The organism is Rhodococcus sp. ENV425, assembly GCF_002887785.1.
Taxonomy (GTDB): domain Bacteria; phylum Actinomycetota; class Actinomycetes; order Mycobacteriales; family Mycobacteriaceae; genus Rhodococcus; species Rhodococcus aetherivorans.
In genome coordinates, this window is sequence record NZ_PCZU01000180.1 from 5,057 (window position 1) to 7,634 (window position 2,578).

Annotated in this window: 3 protein-coding genes; 2 read left to right on the top strand and 1 reads right to left on the bottom strand. The window is 70.6% G+C overall.

The window, feature by feature from the left end; genetic code table 11:
* Positions 1 to 267: hypothetical protein (locus CQZ88_RS31085; protein WP_258008607.1), on the top strand; the 267-nt coding region annotated here is incomplete at its 5' end.
* Here the strand turns inward: CQZ88_RS31085 and CQZ88_RS14855 are convergent.
* Positions 203 to 1,372, bottom strand: a complete 1,170-nt coding sequence (locus CQZ88_RS14855) for an acyltransferase (RefSeq protein ID WP_050035910.1) — start codon at positions 1,370 to 1,372, stop codon at positions 203 to 205. The genes CQZ88_RS31085 and CQZ88_RS14855 overlap by 65 nt on opposite strands.
* A gap of 191 nt (positions 1,373 to 1,563) precedes the next feature.
* Here CQZ88_RS14855 and CQZ88_RS14860 point away from each other — a divergent pair.
* Positions 1,564 to 2,578, top strand: a 1,015-nt coding sequence (locus tag CQZ88_RS14860; protein ID WP_180987022.1) for a DUF3068 domain-containing protein, incomplete at its 3' end; no start/stop codon positions are given.

A 2,578-nucleotide genomic window follows, 5' to 3' on the forward strand; every position in this document is an offset into this window, starting at 1 on the left:
GCGGTGGGCGCGCGCTGGGGCCGCGACGTGGCCGCCCGCACGCTCGTCGTCGTGACCGGGGCCGCCACCATGACGGCGATGGCGTTGCTGTCCACCGGGCCGTGGCGAGCGCCGGGCGGCTACGTCGGGCACTCGTTCGCGATCCAGTTCGCCGCGCTGTGCGGGCTCGTCGCGCTGGGGCTCGCGGCGCTGCCGGTCTCGCTCAGGGCGCGGCGGAGTCTGCGACGCGTTCTGCGGTGGTCGCGACGCGGCGCTGGCGGCGCCTGACCTCCCGGCGCACCGGCTCCTCGACGAGCGCGTAGCTGACCGACGCGACGGCGATGCTCAGCACCAGCGTGACCGCGAGCACGAACCAGAAGTCGCCCTGGAACGGGATGAGCCCGAAGACCGGGAAGACGATGGACAGCACCGCCAGGTGCCAGATGAAGATGCCGTACGACCATCGGCCCACGGTCAGCGCCGGCCCGCTCGCCAGGATGCGGTGCTCGGCGCGCGGCGCGAGGACGAGCGGCGCCAGCAACGCGAAACTCATGAGCGCACCGAGGAGGATCTTGCCGTTGTACTGCCACGGCTCGAGCGTCACGAGCCCCTCCGGCCCACCGAGGGACGTGGTGGACAACGCGAATGCGGCCACGGCGATCCCCGCCATGAGCACCCGGTGGGAGGCGAGCCGGTGCACCCAGGTCCGTTCGCCCGACACGAGTTCGGCGAGCAGCATGCCGGCGCCGAACCACGGCAGATAACCCGGCAGCCAGTTGTCGTGGTTGATGTGGCCCGGGGTGGGGACCGGCAGCCACGCCCACATCAGCGACAGCGCGCTCACGGCGAGCAGCAGCGGGACGCGGAACCGGGCCCGGTCGCCGCGCAGCCCGGCGAGCGCCGCGGCGAACAGCGGCAGCAACAGATAGAAGGCCACCTCCACGGACAGGCTCCACATCTGGGTCAGTCCCTCGGTGAGGCTCAGCGGCACGAACACCTGCACCAGGGTCAGGTTCGCCAGCCACAGCCGCCAGCCGCTGCCCGCCCCGGGCAGCAGGAGCAGCACGACGCACACCACCACCCAGTACGCGGGCAGGATGCGGGTGGCCCGCGACAGCAGGTAACGCCCGGCGGGCGGCGCGGCCCCGAGACCACGCGCGGCCGCCGCGTGCGGCCGCCACAACAGGAAGCCCGACAGCGCGAAGAACAGGGCGACGGCCAGGTCGAACCGGCCCCAGATGCGGCCGAGCACCGGATCGTCCACCGCCCCGGTCTGGAACGCCACGTGCGTGATCAGGACACCGACGGCGGCGAATCCGCGCATGCCCTCGAGCGCCGGCAGGAATCCGGAGATCGCGGAAGCCGGGGCGACGGGCGGGGTGGTGCTGGTCATCGAGGACAGTCTGCCCGGTGGGGTCGTGGCGGGGAAGCCGGGATCTCGAGTCCGCGCGGTGGCGCGCGCCGGGCGGCTGCCCTGTTAGTGTCTGGGCTCACGTGGTATTCGCGAGCCGGATGCCAGGCGATCCGTGCAGACCGGCTGCCGGTGGGGGTACTCGATGGAACCGTTGAGTGAGGAGACACAGCATGGCTGAGCGTTCGGGCTCGGGCCGGAAACTGGCATTGGCGTTGGTGGGCCTGGGCGCCTTCCTTATTGTCGCGGCGATACTGATCCCGACCTATACCGTCGGCAAGCTCGCCAAGACGCCGCTGGATCTCGAGGTGACCACGGTCGCCGAGGGCACCGGCGACATCCTCAACGCGCGGGCACTGCTGTCGGGGCGGGCGCAGGTCGACACCGACGTGCCGATCGTGGCGCAGCGGTTCGTCACCGTGGAGGAGCCGTCGGACGCCGACATCATGACCCTGCAGGCCGGCCAGACGGTCCGTCGCCTGGACATGCAGGGTGACACGGGCCTGGTCTCCGCCACCGTCGACCGGGTCACCGTGGACCGGGTCAGCGGCATGCCCGTCACCCAGGAGGAGAACCCGGACGCCGTCAGCACCATCCAGACCTCGGCGACGGCGCCGCCGGCGGAGATCCCGAACCGCGACGGCCTGCAGTACCGCTTCCCGTTCGGCACCGAGCAGAAGTCGTACCCGTACTTCGATCTGAACGCGCGCGAGACGTTCCCGATCGACTACATCGACGAGACCGAGATCAACGGCGTCAAGGTCTACCACTTCCGGCACGAGGTCGGGCCGATCGACCTGTCCACGGTCGATCCGTCGGTGCCGACCTACAAGCTGAGCCTGCCCGCCTCCACGTGGGGCGTCGAGGGCGGCGAGACGCCGGTGACCATGACCCGGTGGTACACCAACGTTCGTGACCTGTGGGTCGAGCCGGAGACCGGCGTCGTCATCAAGGGCCAGGAGCAGCAGTACCAGTACTACGCCCGCGAGGCGAACCGTCCCGAGGTGACGGTGCTGCAGGTGAGCCTGCCGTTCAACGAGGACACCATCGAGTTCCAGGTGGACCAGGCCAAGAACGGCATCGACACCCTCAGCCTCTTCGGTCGCACCGTGCCGATCATCCTCGGCATCCTCGGTCTGATCTCCCTGATCGCCGGCATCGTGCTCGGCCTGCGCGGCGGCAGCGGCC

Excerpts from the sequence above, each read along its gene's own strand:
- CQZ88_RS14855 (WP_050035910.1), bottom strand. The coding sequence starts at position 1,372 with ATGACCAGCACCACCCCGCCCGTCGCCCCGGCTTCCGCGATCTCCGGA.